At 18.7% G+C, this 16,524-nt stretch carries 9 protein-coding genes; 1 reads left to right on the top strand and 8 read right to left on the bottom strand.

Going from position 1 to position 16,524, the window contains the following annotated elements:
• Window positions 1–2: 2 nt before the first annotated feature.
• The 5 genes from recB to D9V80_RS01760 all read right to left on the bottom strand — a co-directional run bounded on the left by recB (window position 3) and on the right by D9V80_RS01760 (window position 10,667).
• Window positions 3–3,518, bottom strand: coding sequence for an exodeoxyribonuclease V subunit beta (gene recB, locus D9V80_RS01780; protein ID WP_158353644.1), 3,516 nt, complete (start codon window positions 3,516–3,518; stop codon window positions 3–5).
• Between the two features lie 40 nt (window positions 3,519–3,558).
• Window positions 3,559–6,687, bottom strand: a complete 3,129-nt coding sequence (locus D9V80_RS01775; protein WP_261978574.1) for an exodeoxyribonuclease V subunit gamma — start codon at window positions 6,685–6,687, stop codon at window positions 3,559–3,561.
• A gap of 908 nt (window positions 6,688–7,595) precedes the next feature.
• On the bottom strand, window positions 7,596–8,687 hold the full coding sequence (gene fbaA / locus D9V80_RS01770; RefSeq protein ID WP_158353640.1) for a class II fructose-bisphosphate aldolase: 1,092 nt from the start codon (window positions 8,685–8,687) through the stop codon (window positions 7,596–7,598).
• A 69-nt stretch (window positions 8,688–8,756) separates the two neighbouring features.
• Window positions 8,757–9,899, bottom strand: coding sequence for a phosphoglycerate kinase (locus D9V80_RS01765; RefSeq protein WP_158353638.1), 1,143 nt, complete (start codon window positions 9,897–9,899; stop codon window positions 8,757–8,759).
• 177 nt (window positions 9,900–10,076) lie between these two features.
• Window positions 10,077–10,667 carry a YhgN family NAAT transporter gene (locus D9V80_RS01760; RefSeq protein WP_158353636.1) on the bottom strand — a complete coding sequence of 197 codons (591 nt, stop codon included), beginning with the start codon at window positions 10,665–10,667 and terminating at the stop codon, window positions 10,077–10,079.
• Between the two features lie 375 nt (window positions 10,668–11,042).
• On the opposite strand from D9V80_RS01760, the gene asd reads away from it, so the two are divergent.
• The gene (gene asd / locus D9V80_RS01755; protein WP_158353634.1) at window positions 11,043–12,152 is read left to right on the top strand and encodes an aspartate-semialdehyde dehydrogenase; all 1,110 of its coding nucleotides are present in this window, start codon (window positions 11,043–11,045) and stop codon (window positions 12,150–12,152) included.
• Window positions 12,153–12,188: 36 nt separating this feature from the next.
• On the opposite strand, the gene D9V80_RS01750 is transcribed toward asd, so the two are convergent.
• The 3 genes from D9V80_RS01750 to leuS all read right to left on the bottom strand — a co-directional run bounded on the left by D9V80_RS01750 (window position 12,189) and on the right by leuS (window position 16,418).
• Window positions 12,189–12,422, bottom strand: coding sequence for a sulfurtransferase TusA family protein (locus tag D9V80_RS01750; RefSeq protein ID WP_158353632.1), 234 nt, complete (start codon window positions 12,420–12,422; stop codon window positions 12,189–12,191).
• Window positions 12,423–12,676: 254 nt separating this feature from the next.
• Window positions 12,677–13,675, bottom strand: a complete 999-nt coding sequence (gene holA / locus D9V80_RS01745; protein WP_158353630.1) for a DNA polymerase III subunit delta — start codon at window positions 13,673–13,675, stop codon at window positions 12,677–12,679.
• A 136-nt stretch (window positions 13,676–13,811) separates the two neighbouring features.
• Window positions 13,812–16,418 carry a leucine--tRNA ligase gene (gene leuS / locus D9V80_RS01740; RefSeq protein WP_261978557.1) on the bottom strand — a complete coding sequence of 869 codons (2,607 nt, stop codon included), beginning with the start codon at window positions 16,416–16,418 and terminating at the stop codon, window positions 13,812–13,814.
• Window positions 16,419–16,524 lie beyond the last annotated feature (106 nt).

The following is a 16,524-nucleotide window of genomic DNA, read 5'->3' as shown; positions in this document are numbered from 1 at the left end:
ATTTAAAATAATTTATTTAATTTTTTCATTAATTTTATATTCGGAGGTATATAAAATATACTTTGATTATTATGATTAATGTCCATACCTCTTAAAAAGAGGTAAAATATTCCTCCAAAATTTTTTTTAATAGAATATTTTGTTATACGTTGTTTTAAGTACTTATGTAATACAATTCCATATAAATGATATTGTACATCATATCTATGATTAATCATCGTTTTTTCTATATTTTTATTATTATAGTCAGCATAGTTATCTCCTAACCAATTAGTTTTGTAATCAACAATAAAAAATTTATTGTTTAATTCAAAAATTAAATCAATGAAACCTGTGACAATACCTTTAAAAGAATTAAATTCTAAATTAGAAGAAAGAGAAGAAATTTTGTCTTTTTTTTTAATACATTGATTAAATTGATAATTATGTAAAGTTTTATTAACTGACATATAAAATTCGAATTCTTTAAGTATTTTATGTTTTTTAAGTTCTTTTAATTTAATATTTAATGGCAATAATGTCGTGTTTACAATTTTTTCTAACCAAATTTTCAACTCTTTTTTCCAACATTGTGGAAAATAAAAATTTTTTAATTGTTGAGATAATAAAATTATATCAATTGTTTTATTAAAATTTATATTTTTAAGTATATGGTGTATAAAAGTTCCAAATTCTTGTCCTTTTTCAAAAAAAAAAGGAGTTTTTATTTTTTTTTTTTTATAATATATATTATTTTTTTCTTTTTTTTTATTAAATATTGGTAAGTAAAAACTTTCTTTTGTTTTTTCTGATAATAAATTTGTGTAACTAGTAATTTTAAATTGTTTTTTTATTGTTTTTTTTAAATAAATATGTTTTTTTTTTTGAATATTTTTATTTTGATTATTATTTTTTTTTATATAATTTTTTAAAAAAGAAAAATAATAAAATATTTCAATGTTATTTTGTGAAGAAAATGTTTGTTGAACTATTTTTTTTAAATCATATATATTAGTACATTTTTTTGAAGTAATTAGATAACCTAAACCACTGTTAGTAATATCAGTATACGTATTATTTTTTTTATTACATATATTAATTGGAGCTATTGTGAAACTGCAATGTATTGATGGTCGAGTAATAGCAACATAAAACAATCTTATTTCTTCAGATAGTTTTTTTTTATGTAATATACTTTTTTTTATAAATTTAGTTTTTAAAACACTATTTAAGTCTTGATTTTTTTTACTAAAAAATGAATTATGATGATGTAAAAATGCACTAGAAAAAGGAAACCACACTATAGGAAATTCGAGTCCTTTTGATTGATGTATACTAATTATAGTAATGTATTCATAATTAGATTGATTAATTGGATTAAGTTCATTTTTTTTATAATTTTTTTCGATAATTTTTTTTTTTATCCAATTTAAAACTAGTTCTAAATTTTTTAATTGATAATATTTTTGTTCTAATATTTCTCCTAATGTTAAAAAATTTATGTATTTTTTTTCATCATTTTTATTTTTTCTAAAATATTTTTTTTTATTTATTATTAAATATTTAATTAAATTTAGAATACCTTGTGTTTTTAATATATTTAAATATTTTTGAAATATAATAAGTATATTTTCATTAAAGTTCGATTTAGATATTTTAAATAATGTGTTTAATTTAATATTTAAAATATTTATTGAAAGTGCTTTAAAAATATTTTTTTCTTCATGTATATTTAATAATGCTTCTAATATCCACGATATTTCTTCTGCTTCTTGTGTATGAAAAAGATTTTTTTGTTTAGAGAAATATTTTGAAACTATTTTTTTTCTTTTTAATGCAGATTGAATTATTTCAGATTCTTGTTGGTTACGAACTAAAATTGTAATATCTTTTATTGATAATATTTTTACTTTATTTTTAATAAAAATTTTTGCTTTTTTATTTTCAATATTGTTTATTAGAAAATTGATATCTTCAGCACATTGTTCACTGCTCCATTGATAATATTGATGTATATTTAAATTTTTATCAATATTATTAAAAAAAATTCTAAAAGAAGGTTGTACAATATTATTGATTTTAAATATCATTTTTTTATTTTTTTCAGGTGTAATAATTTTTTTATATAAGATATTTTTTGTAATGAAAGGATATTTTTTAATAGAAAAAATGTGATTAATATTATCTACAAGATTGCTAGAAGATCTCCAATTTATATCTAAATAATATTGATGTATAATGTTTTTTTTATAATTAAAGTATGAATTAATACTTGCCCCTCTAAATTCATATATTGTTTGTTTTGGATCTCCGATTAACAACATGATTTTTCTTGGTTGTTTTTTATATATTTTATTAAATATTTTGTTTGATTTAATATCAATATCTTGATATTCGTCTATGATTATAATGGGAAAATTTTTTCTTATAAAATATATAAATATAGGGTTTTCTTTTATAACTACATTTAAATAAACAATTTCTATTAAATCTTCAAATTCTAATTTATTTTCTTGAAGTTTAATTTTTTTGATATTTTTTTTTATAAAATTTATAGCTTGATGTAAAAAAATTTCTTTAATTGAAAATTTTATTTTAGAGAAATTAATAATTGTTTGTATTATTTTTTTTTTTTCTTTTTTAATATTACATATATTTTTTTTCAATATTTTTAAATAAATAATGTTCATTTCTTTTGGAATGTAATAATCTTTTGTTGTTATTTTTGTCCATGTTAATAATATTTCTAATATTTTAACATTTTTTTGACACATTTCATTTTTTTTATTTTGTAATATTTTTTCTATAAATATTTTATTTAGAAATAAAAATTTTTTAAAAGAGTGAATTTTTTTAATTAACGAAAGATGTTGTATATTAATGGATATATTTTTTTTTTTATGTTTTAAAAAAAAATTATTAAAATTTTGTAAAAAAGGATAAATGTCAGAGAATAGTTGTTCAGGAGTATTCCAATAAGAATAAATGATTTTCATAATGTCATAAGATAATGTATAACAATATTGTCTCCAAAAGTCATAACATGATTGAATATATATTTTTTTTTGATTATTAAATATTGTAAAATTGTTTACATTTTTTAAAAAATATTTATTTTCTTGAATAATATGTGAAAAAAAAGAATGAACAGTATAACAGGAGATATAATCAATATTATTTTCTACATATTCTAACAAAGAAGTGGTATATTCAAAATCATGAATATACTTAAAAAAAGGTTTTATATACGAGATAGTAGTATGTTTTAAAAAACATGATTGTTTTAATTCAGATAAAAGTATTATAATTCTTTTTTTTAATTCTTCTAATGATTTATTAGTATATGAAATTAATACAATTTGATTAATATTTTTAATATTAAATGTTTTTGAATTATTGATATTTATTTTTAAAATCATTCTTATATATAATAAAGCAATATTAAAAGTTTTCCCAGTTCCAGCTGATGCTTCAATTAATATTTGATTATCAAGTGGTATATTTAAAATATCTAATTTTTTTAAAATTATATTTTTCATATAAAGTACATTATGTATATAGTTTTTTGAATTTAATGACTTAATTAAATGGATTTTTCCAAATTTTATATTTAAGAATAGGTAGTAACCATTTTTTTGTTTCTGTATATATTTTTTTTTCTTTTGTGATGTTTAATTTATTAATTATTTTTTTTATATAAAAAAAATTTTTTTCTCCCTTAGAAAATATATTTCCATTCCATTTTTGAATAAATTTTTTATAGCCTAAGTATATATTTTTTTTAATAATTTTTTTTTCTTTTTTATCATAGCATGATAATATCCATATACATCCTGATTGAGTAAAATAAATAGGTTTTTCCATTCCATCATGATAACCTTGAATATAATTTATAAGATATTTTTGAGCTTGTACTTTTTTTATCTTATAAAATCCACAAAAAGTGTTTTGTATTCCTAATATAAAACTATTATTTTTACCTCCTAAATAACAATATATTAAGTGATGTATCCATAAAGAAATTTGATCAGACATTCTGATAATAGAAGGTTTCCATTGAAATATTCCTACTTTTGTTCCAATAGTATATGTTCCATAAATTTTAAATTGATGTATTTTAAAATCATACTCTTTTTTTATTAATTTTGTATTAATATTAAAAAAATTTTGAAATAGTATTTGTGTTATTTTAAGTTGTTCTTTAAATAAAATTTGTCCTAATTGTCCTTGTGGTAAAATTCCAGATTTTTTGTAATATAAAAATAATTCTTGAGTATTTTTTTTTAATATTAAGTAATTAAAAATTTTTTTTTTTATTTTATATTGATAAAGATTGTTAATTAAAAAAGGTTCTGAAGATATTGTTTCAATATTATTATATGAAGAAATATTAATTTTCATTTTATTAATATAATGAAATTTTATTGGATCTTTCCAAAAATTAATTAAAATTTTTGTATTAATATTTTTGTTTTTTGTAACAAAATTATTGTTTTTCTTAGAAATTTTTGTGATTTTTTTGCTAATTTTTTCTATACTTTTTAGTAATTTTTTTGTTTTAGGGTGTATTATGAGGAATTTTGTATGATAATTAAAAGTACATAAATAAGTAATAATTTTATTTTTTTTAAAAAAAATATTATGATCATTTTTTTGTTTAATTTTAATTGTTATTAATAAATAATTTATAATTTTTTTAATGAAAATTGAGGAATTTATTATGTTATTTTTTTGAATGTTGTTATCAACATAACTTAAATATAATTTTTTATGAGTAGATAAAATAATATTTAAAAATATACATATTTCTTTTGAAAATAATTGATTATTTAACGGATAAGAATCAATATGTGTTAAATCTAAATTATTTTTCATAATTGTTTTTGGAAAATTTTTATTTAATCCTAAAATTCCAATTATTTTAAATGGTATATTTTCAAAACAATCAAAATCAGAAAAAATAATTGATTCTAAAAATAAGTTAAAACAATTATTTTTTTTGAAAAAATTTTTAAATTCTTCGATGAGTATTTTAATACTAATTTTTTTGAGATATTTGTTTTCTATTCCTTCAGATATAATATCCATCCATTTTTTTTTTATGAAATTAAGTGTATCAATAATTTTTTTGTTATTAACATCAAAAAAATTTTGGACAATTAAAAATCCTATTTTTTTCCAATTTTTTAGTAATTTTTTACTCCTAAATTTTTTTCTCCATGTATCTAAAAGAATTATAAATGACATAACTATACTTATTATTTTGTTGATATTCACATTATTAAAAGTATTTATTGGAAGTATATCATTCCATATACCATCTTCTATATACATTGAAGTTCCTAACAGTATTCTTTTAATTCCATATTCCCATGTATTTTCAATATCACATGAAGACATGTTAAGATGTTTTAGGTGAGCATTATTAATTCCCCATTTAATATTTGCTTGATTTAAGCAAGTATATGCAATATGTAATTCTTCTTTTTTTAAAGCAAAATTTTGATGAATAAAAGGAAAACGTAATAAATCAAAAATTTTATCTACTTCAAAACGTTGTTTATATAAACATAATATTGTTTCAAAAAATTGTATAACATTATTGTTATAATATTGATTTTTTTTAAAAATAGTAAAAGGTAAGGTATCACTTTTTGGAAAAGATTGAAAAATTGAATGTATGTAAGGTATATATATTTCAATATTAGGAGCTAGTATTAATATATTTTTAGGACTAATATTTTTATTATTGTTTATTTGATTAATGATGGTTTTTACAAGTATTTCAATTTCTTGTTGAATATTTGAGCAAACTTGAATATCAATGGATTTATCATCTTTTAATAAGCAAAATTTTTTATGTTTTTTTATTATATGTGAAACATTTTTTAAAGATATATAATTTTTTAAAAAATTTAGTACATTATTTTCGGTATATTGATGAATATAACATTTTTTTTTATAATATATACTGATGTTATTTTGATATGAATAAAATAAATTTTTATTATTTTTTATTTTTAAAAATTTATGTTTATGAAAATTATGTTGTTCTTTCATTGGAAAGATATTTTTATTATCATTAAGATTATAAAAATAGTTATTATTATTATTGATATTAAAAACAAATATTTGACAATAAGAACTGAATATTTTTAATATTTTCCAATAAAAAATTGGAAGTGTATGAGAATTATATATAAATATTCGATTTGGAATAAACAACATTTTTTTTATATGTAAAATTTTAATTTTTTTTTTCAAAATTGTAAAAACATTTTTTTTTTTTATTTTTTTAGTTACAATATTCCAAATACTTTTTTTCCATATCAAAATTTTTTTTTCATAAATATTATGACAATTTATTTTCCAAAATTTTTTCCAATTATTACATTGCATCAAATTTTTTTTAAAAATGTTTGATAGTTTTTTTGCAATTTGATATTTTTTTAATTCAGAATTGTTTTTATTAAATATTTCTGTAAATAGTTGATTATTTGGTATATTTAAAATATTCCAAAAGAATGTAGAAGAAGATTTAATAATTTTATAATAAACTTCAGGAAGAGTAATTTTAAATATTTTTAAAAAAAAATATTCAAAATCTTCTATAGAATTATTAGCACAAATATTATTATTTTTCGCTAAGTTAATTTTTAACCATTTAGATAATGTAGGATGTTGATAAATTAAAAAAAATTCAGGAATGAATGGTGTATTATTTATATTTTTTTTTTAATAATATTGCAATTTATTTCTAAAAGTTTTTTTAATTGATTTGATTCATATAGATATAGCATATATTTTCCAATTTTTTTATATAAAAAATATTTTTTTAATGTATTTTTTATGTATGGTATTAGATATAAAAAGAATTATTGTTATTCATGTTTTTTTTTAAATATTTTATATATTTATTATAAGAATTCAAAAAAAAAGATTCATGAAAAATAAATTTTATTGACTAATTTGAACAATATTATATCAAGATATAAATATTTTTTTTTGACAAAAATAATTTTTTTTTATAACTATAATAATAATTATAGAGTAATTTAATTATATTTCTTGAAGTATAAATTACTTTATTTTTTTAAAAAAATATTTTTTATATAGTTCTCAAAAAGATTTTGTTATATTGTTTTATATACACAGATAAAAAGTTTAATAATATTATTTTTTTTATATCATATTTTTTTCACATTATAAAATATTAAAATTTAAAAAATTATTGTGTACTGTTTTTTAGAATTTTTTTTAAATTAATTTAAAACTGTTTAATAATATTTATAAAATACATTTTATATTTTAATTTAGTTTAATAATAAAGTAATCATAACAAATGTAAAAAAATCGGTTTAAATTTATAAATATAATTTATAATTCAATTTTATTCAAAAAAATAAGATAAAAATTTATTTTAAAATAAATATAAAAAAAATTTTTTAAAAACAATAATTAAAAATCGTTTTTTTTCAAAATAAAAAATATTTTATATTTAATAATTTAATTTTTTGATAAAATTTAGTAATTTTTTATATTGTTTTGTATTTTACTTTATTACATTTTAATTTTTTATAAAAAAACTATTATTTAATATGATTTTTTGATTTAATTTATAATTGGTTACATGAGTTAAAATCTTGAAACGATTGTATTAATCTTTTTTTTATATTTTTTTGAGATTCATGAATCCATACTCTAGGATCATAATATTTTTTGTTTGGATATTCAATTCCTTTATCATTTCCTAATTGACTATGTAAACCATGTTTATTTATATAGTAATATTTTAATATTCCTTCCCATGTAGCCCATTGTATATCAGTATCGATATTTATTTTAACTACTCCATAAGAAATAGCTTTTTTAATATCATGTATATTTGTTCCGGAACTACCATGAAAAACAAAATTAATTGGATTAATGTTTAATAATTTATGTTTATTTCTAATATAAGATTGTGATTTTTTTAAAATTTTTGGTTTTAATTGAATGCTACCTGGTGAATATACTCCATGAACATTTCCAAATGATGCTGCAATAGTAAATTGATCACTAATAGTATTTAGTTGTTCATAAGCATAATTTACTTCTTCAGGAGAAGTATAAAGAGATTCTTTTTTAAGAGATGAATTATCAATACCATCTTCTTCTCCACCAGTACAACCTAGTTCTATTTCTAAAATCATATTGATTTTTGACATTCTTTGAAGATATTTTTTACATGTTGATATATTTTTTTCTATTTTTTCTTTAGATAAATCAATCATATGTGATGAAAATAAAGGTATCCCAGTTTTTTGAAAGTTTTTTTCTCCCTCTTCAATTAATGCATTTATCCAAGGTAATATTTCTTGATAACAATGATCAGTATGTAAAATTACTGGTATTTGATAATATTTTGATAATTTATGGATATAATGAGCAATAGATATTGCTCCTATTATAGATTGTTTATATGGACATTGGTATTTTACTGTATTAATTTTTGCTCCTGCTATAAAACTAGCCCCGCTGTAAGATAGTTGTATAATAACCGGAGATTGTGCTTCATATGCAGCTGATAATACAGCATTAATAGAATCAGTTCCAATGCAATTTACTGCTGGAATTGCAAATTTGTTTTTTTTTGCTATTGTAAAAATTGTTTTTATATCTTTTCCAAAAATTATTCCTGGTTTAATAATTTTAGATATTTTATGCATAACAATATACCTTTCATTTATTTTATTATTTATGTATTTTATTTTTTAATAAAAATATTTATTAATAATTTATTTTAAAATATCAATACAAGGAAGTGTACTTTTTTCTAAAAAAGTTAAAAATGAACCTCCTCCTGTAGAAATATAGGATATTTTATTTTTAATTTGAAATTTTTCGATTGCATTAATAGTATCCCCTCCACCAGCAACTGAAAAACCATTACTTTCAGCAATAGCCATAGCTAAATTTTTTGTTCCAGAAGAAAAATTAGGAAATTCAAAAACTCCTACAGGTCCATTCCATAATATTGTTTTTGCATTTAAAATAATTTTTTTTATTATTTTTTCTGTTTTAGTTCCAATATCCATTATTTCTTCATTGATATGAATATTATTAGTACTTTTGATGTATGCAACAGCTTCTTTATTGAAAGAAGTACTAACTCTAGAATCAATTGGAGCAATAATTTTTTTTCTTTCTAAAATTTTTTTGGCTTCTTCAATATATTCTGGTTCATGTAAAGATTTTCCTACTGAATTATTTACAGCAATAAAAGTATTTGCTATACCTCCTCCGACAATGATTATATCTGCAATTTTTTCTAAAGCATATAAAATATTAAATTTAGTAGAAATTTTTGCACCTCCTACTATAGCAACCATAGGTCTTTTTGGTTGATTTAATACTTTTTCTAAAGCACAAATTTCTTTTAGAAGTAAAGGTCCAGCACATTTTATCGATGAATATTTTGCTACTCCATAAGTAGATGCATGTATTCTATGAGCACTTCCAAAAGCGTCCATAATAAAAATATCACATATTTCAGAATATTTTTTTGATAATGTTTTGCAATTATTTGTTTCACCAATATTAAAACGAACATTTTCTAAAAGAATAATTTCTCCAGAATTAATTTTGTTGATATCTTCAATATTTTTTTTGAAAAATAATGAAACATTAGGTAATCTTTTAACTAATTCTTTAAAAATAGGTTTTAAAGAAAAATTTTTTTCAAATATTCCTTCTTTAGGTTGTCCTAAATGAGACATTAAAATAACTTTTGCGTGTGCTTTTACTGCCATTTTAATTGTTGGTAACGCTGCATCAATTCGAGCATAAGATTGAATTTTTCCATTATGTATAGGAACATTTAAATCTAATCTAATTAATACCCTTTTATTTTTTAAATTTATTTCATTCATGTTAAGCATATGATTATTAACTCAATATCTTTAGTTTTTATGAAGTTACTTTATCATATAAATTATTTATAAAAAATATTTTTTTTATAAAAAAAATGAATATTAAATATTATTTTAAAATAAAATACATATTTTAATAAAAATAGTACAAAATAAATGTTTTTATCTTATTTTTAATATTTTTATTTAAAAATTAAACCAATTTTGAATTCCATCTAAAAACATTTGAGTTGATATCATAATTAAAATTAATCCCATTAATCTTTCTAGTGCAATTACTCCTTTTTTTCCTAATAATTTTAAAAATAATTCTGATGATAATAAAACAAACATTGTAATGGTCCAAGCTAGCAATAAAGCACCAATTAAATAAGGAGTTTGATGAGGGTATTTATGAGAAAGTAACATTAAAGTTGCTAATAAAGAAGGACCTGCAACTAATGGAATAGCTAGTGGTACCAGAAATGGTTCTTCTTTAAAAGAATTATTATTTTGATTTGTTTCAGATGGAAATATCATTTTAATTGCAATTAAAAATAAAATTATTCCTCCAGATATAGAAACTGTTTCTGTTTTTACATTCAAAATACTTAGTATTTTTTCTCCAGCAAACAAAAACAAAAACATAATCATTAATGCTAATAACATCTCTCTAATTAATACAAATCGTTGTCTATGTGGTTTAAAATTTTTTAAAGTAGACATAAAAATTGGTAAATTACCTAAAGGATCCATTATTAATATTAATAATATAGTATTAGAAATCATGTTATTCATTATATTTTCCTATTATAATTTTTTTTCAAAAAATGTATTAATGGTATTATTTAATAATAATATATATTTATATATATTATTTTTTTATTAAAATTATTAAAATAAAATATAACTCATTTATTTCTTTTTATAAATTTTTTATTGTAAAATACAATGTTTAAGAGAGTTTTAATATATATATATATGATTTTATAAAAAAAAACATTAATATAATTAATAAATTTAATTAAATATTAATTAGTTATATTTATAAATATCAATATAAACTATTATAATTGAATTTTAAAAAAAAATATAAGTTCTTAAAAAAATATTTCTGTATATCAAATATTTTTTTAAGTTAAGTTATTAAAATTGAATAAAAAGGTATAAGTGATGAAAAAAAATGTTGGTTTTATTGGTTGGAGAGGAATGGTAGGTTCTGTTTTAATAGATCGTATGTTAGAAGAAAAAGATTTTCAAAATATAAATTCTGTTTTCTTTTCTACTTCTCAATTTGAAGAATATCATTATATATTAAATAATCAACAGAAAGAAAGATTAAGAAATGCATATGATATAGAACAATTAAAAGAAATGGATATAATTATCAGTTGTCAAGGTAGTGACTATACTGAAAAAATGTATTTTAAAATTAGAAATATAGGGTGGCAGGGTTATTGGATTGATGCGGCTTCTTCCTTAAGGATGAATACTGATACTTTAATCGTTTTAGATCCTATCAACAAACAAAATATTATTCAAGCAATTGATAAAGGAATAAAAACATTTGTTGGTGGAAATTGTACTGTTAGTTTAATGTTGTTAGCATTAGGTGGGTTATTTCAAAATAATTTAATTGATTGGTTAAATGTTTCTACTTATCAAGCAGCTTCTGGAGCAGGTTCTGCTTATATGTTAGAAATGATTCAACAAATGAACTTTATTTGTCAATCGATACAAAAAGATTTGTTTACAAAAACACCTTCAATACTAGATATTGAAAAAAAAATTACTCGTATTTTTAATGAAAAAAATTTTCCAAAAAAAAATTTTGGGGTTGCTTTAACAGGAAGTTTAATCCCTTGGATTGATGCACCTTTAAATAATCAACAAACTCGAGAAGAGTGGAAAATAGAAGCAGAAACAAATAAAATTTTAAATTCTAAAAAAAATATAAATATCGATGGAATTTGTGTAAGAGTCGCGACATTAAGATGTCATAGTCAATCTTTTACAATAAAATTAAAAAAAGATATTTCTATAAGAAATATAGAAGAATTATTATTAGAAAATAATCAATGGGTCACTATTATTCCTAATGAAGAACAATTAACTAAAGTAAAATTATCTCCAGTTAATGTGTCAGGAACTTTGTCAATACCTGTAGGTAGATTAAGAAAATTAAATCTTGGAAAAAAATATTTATCTATATTTTCTGTAGGAGACCAATTATTGTGGGGTGCAGCAGAACCTTTAAGAAGAATGTTACTGTTATTAATCTAATATTTTTTTCTTATTTTTTAAAATTTATTTATTTTATTATTGTCTTTCGATATAATATTTAATAATTTTTTTTTTATAAGTAATTTGAATAATATTATGACCCATACAATTACAAAATAACATGATTTCTCTTTTACTATATATATCATCAGATAATACAATTAATTTTTCTTTTTTTTTCATTGTTCTAATTTTATTTTTTAATTGCATAATAGGTATAGGGCATTTTAATCCCAATAAATTTAAAATTTTTATTTGATTTATCTTCATGTTTTACATTTATATTATGAGTAATGTTTAAATTAATTTTTTAATGTATATTTCAACTGATATAGATATGTAATAATAATTACTATTATTTTTTATGTCAGTTGAAAATGTATTTATATATTTTAAAAAGTTGATTCAAGTATTTTAAAAAAAAATATAAAATATATATTTTATATTTTTAATTTAAAAGATTTTTTTAATATTTTATTTTTATTATTAATAATATAGTTTTATAATTTAATTATAAATATTTTTTATTTTATATAATAAATAATTGATTGTAAAATTATCCATGTATAATATTGATTGTTTTTTTTTTCTGATATTTCTGCGATATATAATATTTTAATAATTTTATAAAAAATATTTATTTTATTATTTTTTATTAATCTAAAAAATAAATGATGTCTAGATTTCCATATTGTTTTTTGAAATAAAAAAGTACTATTTACATTTTTTTGTTGTTGCATTTCAATTAATATAATGATGTCTTTTTGTAACATTCTTATAATGTTTAATGGATGAATTTTACTTTGATGTAAAACATTTAAAATTTTTAAACTTTTTTTTTTATTTCCTAAAAAAAGGCAATCTATCCATTGAAATACAGTAAATTGAGAATTGAATGTTGTATTTTTTTTTAAATCATTTAATGAAATATTTTTTTTTTTTTGATATAGCAATAATATAATTTCTATTTCTTTTCTTAAAAATAAAAAATTATTATCAAAATGATTACATAAAAATTCTTTTGCTTCTTGTGTAAAGGTTACATTATTATATTTTTCTTTATTGTTAAACCAGACTAAAATTTTTTTTTGATTAAGAGTATTACAATAAATTGTAATAATATTTTTATATTTGGAATATTGAGACCATATTTTTTTAATTTTTATGTCAATTTTTGTAAAAAATGTAATTAAAATTACTTTTTCATTAAGATAAGGAAAAATATTTTCTATTTTTTTTAAAATTTTTTTATCAAAACAATTTGATTTAAAAGATATAAATAAAATTTTATTTTGATTAAAAAAATCATTAATTTGTAATATTTTAAGTATTAATTGATAATCTTGTTTTTTTTGAATAGAAATTTCAAATTTTTTAAAAAATTTATTTTTATTAATTGTATTAACAATAAAATTGATACTATCTTGTAATAAAAGAGTATCATTCCCTATAATAAAATAGCAAAAAACATTTTTTTTTTCTATATAGTAATTTTCTAATTCTTCATAAAAAATACATTTCATTAATATTTTACTCAAAATTTTTTTTAAATGTTTTTGTTAAAGTAATTAACAGTATTACATTGTATGTGTATCACATTAACAATTAGTACATTTTTATCAAAAATGTATATTAAAATATAAAAAATAAATTAATTATTTATTTTTCAGTTACTATATTAAAGATTTTAGATTTAATATAAATAATTTTTTTTATTTTTTTATTTTTTAAAAAAAGTGATATTTTAGATATTTTTGTTATTTTTTTCAAAATAATATTTTGAGGTGTATTAACGTCTGTAAGAATATTACATTTTTTTTTTCCGTTAATTTGAACAATTACAATATTTTTTTTTAAAATTAATGTTTTATCATATTGAGGCCATGATTCAAAATCAATAGTTTTTGAAGTTGAACATGATAAAAATTTTTCCCACATAAAAAAACAAATATGAGGAGAAAAAGGATACATCATTTTTACAATATTTAATAAACATATAAAAAGTATTGACTTACTTTGTTCAGTTTCAATTTTAAATTCTTCAATTTTTTTTACTAAAATAATTATAGAAGCAATTGCAGTATTATATGCATTTTTTTCATATATATCATAAGTTACTTTCATGATAGTTTCATGTAACTTTGATAATATATTTTTTTCTTGATGTGTTAAACTAACATAGTTGAAATTCTTATCATTTCTTTTATATTTTTTTTTGTCAATAACAAGATTCCATAATTTATTTAAAAAACGGGACATTCCTTTTACTCCATTTTCTTGCCATTCTAATGCATTTTCAATGGGAGCAGCAAACATCACAAATAATCTAATAGTATCAGCTCCATATTTTTCAATCATTAAATTTGGATCAATACCGTTATTTTTAGATTTGGACATTTTTATTATTCCAGCATTAATTACTTCAATTTTTTTTTTTTGATAAAAAAAAATTTTTTTTCCTTTTTTATTTTGTGTAATTTTTATGTTTTTTAAATTAACCCAATGTTTTTTTTTATATGAATCTAAATAGTAAAATGCATTAGATAATACCATACCTTGACATGTTAATTTTTGAACTGGTTCATTGGTTTTTACAAGATTTAAATCACGCAATAATTTATGAAAAAACCTAAAATATAATAGGTGCATAGTTGCATGTTCAATACCTCCAATATATTGATCTACTGGTAACCAATATTGTGCTGCTTTTTGATCGATCATTTTATCTTTTATATGTGGATTAGTATATCTAATATAATACCAAGATGATTCCATAAATGTATCAAATGTATCTGTTTCTCTTTGTACTATCTCACCATTAATGTTAATTTTTTTCCATTTACTATTGAGTTTTAATATATTGATATATTCCTGTTGAGCATTTAAATCATTATCAGGAAGTACTACTGGAAGATCACTTTCTGGTATTAATATTTTTTTTCCAGTTTTTGTAACTGCTATTGGAATTGGAGTTCCCCAATATCTTTGTCTTGAAATATTCCAATCTTTAATTTTATAAATAATTTTTTCTTTTGCTATTTTTTTTTTAAATAATATTTTTTTAATTATTTTAGTGGCTTCATCAGAATTTAAAGTATTTAAGTTATCTCCAGAATTATGAAGATATCCTTTTTTTATAATTGGTAATTGTACTGATTCTTTTTTTATTTTTTTAGATATGTTAATAACATTTTTAATATTAATATTGTATTTTAATGCGAAAGAAAAATCATGTATGTTATGAGCGGGGATAGACATTATTGCTTTAATATTGTGTTCTAAAGTAACATAATTAGTAATCCATATTGGAATTAAATTATTATTAATAGGATGAATAGCAAAATATTCAGTATTGATACCTATATAATCATATATTTTTTGATGATTATACATAACATTTTTTTCAATTTTTTCTTTTAAAAAATTTTTTATATGAATTTTTTTTTTCGCAATTTTTTTAGAAAATGGATGTTCAGGAGAAAGAGATAAAAATGTAACTCCCATAATTGTATCAATTCGAGTAGTGAATATTTTAATTGTCATTTTATCGTTGAATATTTTAAATTTTATTTCGATTCCTTTAGTTTCTCCAATCCATTGTTTTTGCATATTAACTACTTTGTTAGGCCATTGATGTAACATTTTTAAATCATGTAACAATTCTTTTGCATAATGTGTAATTTTAAGAAACCATTGAGAAATTTTTTTTATTTGTACTTCTGTTTGACATCTCCAACATGTTCCATGAATTACTTGTTCATTTGCTAATACTGTTTTGTCAATTGGGCACCAATATACAGTTTCTTTTTTTTTATATACTAATTTTTTTTTATATAGTTGAATAAATAACCATTGTTCCCATTTATAATATTCTGGATTAGATGTATTAATTTCTCTATTCCAATCATAGCTATATCCTAATTTATATAATTGTTTTTTCATTGCAATTATATTATTTTCAGTCCATTTTTTAGGATTAAGTTTATTTTTAATAGCTGCTTCTTCAGCAGGAAGTCCAAAAGCGTCCCATCCAATTGGATGTAAAACATTTTTTCCAAGCATTCTTTGACAACGAGAAATTACGTCACTTATAGTATAATTACGTACATGTCCCATATGTAAATTACCAGAAGGATAAGGTAACATAGCTAAACAATAATATTTTTTTTTTTTTGTATTTTCAGTCACACTAAATGTTTTATTTTTATACCAATATTTTTGTACATATTTTTCTATTTTTTTATAATTATATTTTTCATATATCATATTTTATTTTTTATTTTTAATATTTTAAAAGTAATGTTATTTTACATTTTAAAAAAAAATTTAAATAACTGTTATAAAGGTATTACATTTTTATACTAAATTTTTT

The sequence above is a fragment of the Buchnera aphidicola (Thelaxes californica) genome (assembly GCF_005080825.1).
Lineage (GTDB): Bacteria > Pseudomonadota > Gammaproteobacteria > Enterobacterales > Enterobacteriaceae > Buchnera_I > Buchnera_I aphidicola_V.
The sequence above is the reverse complement of the archived record's forward strand: the minus strand, read 5'-3'. Positions and strand labels throughout refer to the sequence as shown.

What these genes read in the sequence shown, in the direction of transcription:
- fbaA (WP_158353640.1), bottom strand. Translation starts at nt 8,687, where the DNA reads ATGCATAAAATATCTAAAATTATTAAACCAGGAATAATTTTTGGAAAA.
- D9V80_RS01765 (WP_158353638.1), bottom strand. Translation starts at nt 9,899, where the DNA reads ATGCTTAACATGAATGAAATAAATTTAAAAAATAAAAGGGTATTAATT.
- D9V80_RS01760 (WP_158353636.1), bottom strand. Translation starts at nt 10,667, where the DNA reads ATGAATAACATGATTTCTAATACTATATTATTAATATTAATAATGGAT.
- leuS (WP_261978557.1), bottom strand. Translation starts at nt 16,418, where the DNA reads ATGATATATGAAAAATATAATTATAAAAAAATAGAAAAATATGTACAA.
- holA (WP_158353630.1), bottom strand. Translation starts at nt 13,675, where the DNA reads ATGAAATGTATTTTTTATGAAGAATTAGAAAATTACTATATAGAAAAA.
- recB (WP_158353644.1), bottom strand. Translation starts at nt 3,518, where the DNA reads ATGAAAAATATAATTTTAAAAAAATTAGATATTTTAAATATACCACTT.
- asd (WP_158353634.1), top strand. Translation starts at nt 11,043, where the DNA reads ATGAAAAAAAATGTTGGTTTTATTGGTTGGAGAGGAATGGTAGGTTCT.
- D9V80_RS01750 (WP_158353632.1), bottom strand. Translation starts at nt 12,422, where the DNA reads ATGAAGATAAATCAAATAAAAATTTTAAATTTATTGGGATTAAAATGC.